The following is a 3,191-nucleotide window of genomic DNA, read 5'->3' on the forward strand; positions in this document are numbered from 1 at the left end:
GCCTGCCGGGATGCGGGTCATCGTTCGTAAGGAAATCCCCCACGTGGGGGCGCAGCTGCGGATCACTGACATTGACGGGAACCGGTACACAGCGATCGCCACGAACCAGGCGAAGGGGCAACTCGCTGACCTGGAAGTACGCCACCGGCTCCGAGCCAGGTGTGAAGACCGGATCCGCAATGCCAAAGACACCGGATTGGCGAACCTGCCCCTGCAAGCCTTCGCCGGCAACGAACTCTGGTGCCATCTGGTCATGCTCGCCTCCGAGATCATGGCCTGGACCCAAATGATCGCGTTCACCGGCACGAAGGCCAGGCGCTGGGAACCAAAGAAACTCCGGGCCCGGCTGTTTGAAATCGGCGGGAAAATCGCCGCCCACGCCCGGCAAACCACCTTGCATCTGGCCTCGACCGCACCGGATGTGCAACTGCTGCTCAAAGGATTGAAGCAGATCGCCGCGCTGAGCCCACCATAGCCAGCACCACCACCCGCCCGCACTCAAACAGAAGCAAAACCAGCACCACCGTGACCGGCGTGGAACCCGTCACCAACAACCGCCCCATGCTCAGCGGCCACAATGTCACACCCAAATGCCAAAATAGAAGCCATCAGGCAGACAGTCAGCCCTGATCCACCAGAAACCCCGCCTCATGAAATTTCGAGGCTAGGGCGCCAATGGCATTGATGCTCCGGAATTCCATCGACTCACACCAAACAAAGAGGTAGCGTAATAGAATCGGCCAGCAGCTGGACATTCAGTGGTGATGGCGCTGGCAATACCGAAAGCTCGGACCCCTCCCGTAGCGCCAGCGTAGATTGATCCTCCCGAATCACCGTAATACCACCCATCACAATCGTATGAACCGTCATTATTTTGATCTGATTTCATTCTGATGAGACTACATGTTGTTACACCGTCATATGGCTCGCACCATCCGGTTTGAAAAACTTTGTATCGGCAAATCTGACCCGTTCTGGCTCCAGACGAACACATTCCAGAATTGACCGATGGGTAGTAGAAAGAGGCATCCACAACTGACAGAAAAGTGCTGGATCCAACAGGACCATTATAGACATATGGGTTGTAACCCGATCCTTTCAAAAGTGACCAATCTCCATATGTATTTTGCGTGCCGATCCAAGTAGTTGTGTACAGACTGCCAAAATATAAAGATGAGCTGACGCCGCCAACGGAGTAAGCATTAACGTAATTGGTTGCGGAACCGGGGCGGCAATGCCCAGCGGTTAGTCCATACGTAACGTTGTTGACCTTGACGGGGAAACCCAATGAGCAATAGCCGCTAGCTACTGATCCAGCGGCGTCGTACCATTTGTAGCCTGAGCCACCGAAGTGAGGGCTTATGTCATTATTCGCAGTAGTTGCCGAGGTTTCACCGGCACTTTCTTGGAACATGACAGCGCTACCATATTGTTGAGTTAATTTGATCGCAATGGGATTATTAGTCAGATCCAGTCCGCTGGCATCTCGCGGCACCTCTACCAGGACTGCATCCTGTGAGGCATCAACTCCGACACCCGAGACACCGCTGCCTCCGGTCATATATTCATCGACAATAGATGATCTGATCTTGTCTAAATCATTCCAAGTGTACCTAGCAGGTATGATTGTAATAAAGCTTGAAGTGGGGTCCAGTTTTCCTACCAAAGCTTTGAGCGCATCAGCCGCTGGGTCGTTTTGGTCGACGACACCAACAGTCAAACCACTTGAATCTGTTGAAATGTATGTGCCCGAAAACACGCTAGGATACTGCGAGACGTAACTGTTGACTTTGGCATCCATCTCAATCAGTTCCGGGCTCTCTTGCCCGACGAGAACTGGTTCCACATAGATTCGAACCGGAGAGCCACTGGTATTCGACTGTTGGGATGCCATCGAGGCGCTTATGCTTGCCGCACACAGTAAGAGTGCCGAGGCAAGCGCTAAAAGTGCTGATCTCTTTTTCACCGTATTGACCTTCTTATGTAAGGACTATTAGGTTAATTTATCGGAATTGCGACGCAGCGTGACTATCCACCACTTGTGTCAGCGCCGACAGACTGAAAAACAACATTTTTGGAAAAGTTATTAATTTCGATGACGAGAGGCATCCTATTGAGATCGGGATCCCCCTTTACGTATCGAATTTTAACAACGACCGCGTTATATTCTGGACTAAATAGGATTGAAGTAATCTTTTTACTGTCGGCTTCGAAGAATCGATCCTTCAATCGCTCTTGAAGATCCTCAAGGAATTTTATCGACTTTCCCTCCCCGGCAAGCACTATGGTCTTGCCTTCAGGGTCGAGTTTTCTCCTTAAAGCGACAAACTCTGCCGACTCCCAAGTTTTGTCATGAGTCACCCAAATCCGAATTGTTCTCGAATCATATGGAGGTATAAACGATCCACCAAATTCGTCTGGATGTAAGTTAACGTATGAATTAATGAGTTCGTATTTTTTCTTTATGTCTGGCGTAGGCGTTTCGATGATGTAAGCTGGAGTTATTATTCGTATTTCATTTATACTAGATGTGGTTGTTTTCGGATTTTCACTGAGAGGGGATACCGTTGGTCCGGGGCTTACGTCGTGTGCGGAACAACCGCAAAGTGAGAGCGTTAAGGAAATAGTTGCTGCTGCAATGCAGCGAGCCACGCCGTTCATAAATCTCCCTTCGCCACCGGTTCGATCGAGCCATTACTTCCAACCCGCAAGTCGAGCTATGATTTCATTGTTGATGAAAGTGTTGGCTCTTCCACTCGATAAGTCAACAGTTTGGCGATATTCAGTAGTTTCGTTGTTATTTTGTGACCCGTTTTGCATGTTTAAACCCCATGATCCAGGTGTCATCATGACGAGTGTTTCTGCGCTTACCCTCATTCTTTCATGAAGCGGGATACGTGATGGATAGGGAAGGCCAGCAACCTGACATTTCTTGTAGGGGCGGCTGGCTGTGACTTGGTGTCCGCTGTCCTAGTGGGGCTTGCTGGTTACAGGTTCCACGCCGGTCTCGGCGTTGCCGGTGGGATTAGAAAAAGCGCCGGACGGGCCCAACGAAGCATCTGTGGCTGTCACCTCGCTTCTAGAACGTTCCGCCTACGGACAGACTCTGACCAGATCCAATTGACAAGCCACAGGCCGGTGGATACCCAGGGCGACTGCAAAGTCTTTTCTGTGTGGCCAGCGTCTTAATA

3 protein-coding genes are annotated in these 3,191 nt (G+C 50.8%); 1 reads left to right on the forward strand and 2 read right to left on the reverse strand.

The window, feature by feature from the left end; translation table 11 throughout:
* A partial coding sequence (locus G6034_RS19275) for a transposase (protein ID WP_176636716.1) occupies positions 1 to 475 on the forward strand: 475 nt, incomplete at its 5' end.
* 189 nt (positions 476 to 664) lie between these two features.
* On the opposite strand, the gene G6034_RS19280 is transcribed toward G6034_RS19275, so the two are convergent.
* Positions 665 to 1,966: a chymotrypsin family serine protease gene (locus G6034_RS19280; RefSeq protein WP_176636717.1), complete on the reverse strand. Its 1,302-nt coding sequence runs from the start codon at positions 1,964 to 1,966 to the stop codon at positions 665 to 667.
* A gap of 62 nt (positions 1,967 to 2,028) precedes the next feature.
* Positions 2,029 to 2,661, reverse strand: coding sequence for a hypothetical protein (locus G6034_RS19285; RefSeq protein WP_176636718.1), 633 nt, complete (start codon positions 2,659 to 2,661; stop codon positions 2,029 to 2,031).
* Positions 2,662 to 3,191 lie beyond the last annotated feature (530 nt).

This window comes from Arthrobacter wenxiniae (genome assembly GCF_013376105.1).
In the GTDB taxonomy this organism is placed as follows: Bacteria; Actinomycetota; Actinomycetes; order Actinomycetales; family Micrococcaceae; genus Specibacter; species Specibacter wenxiniae.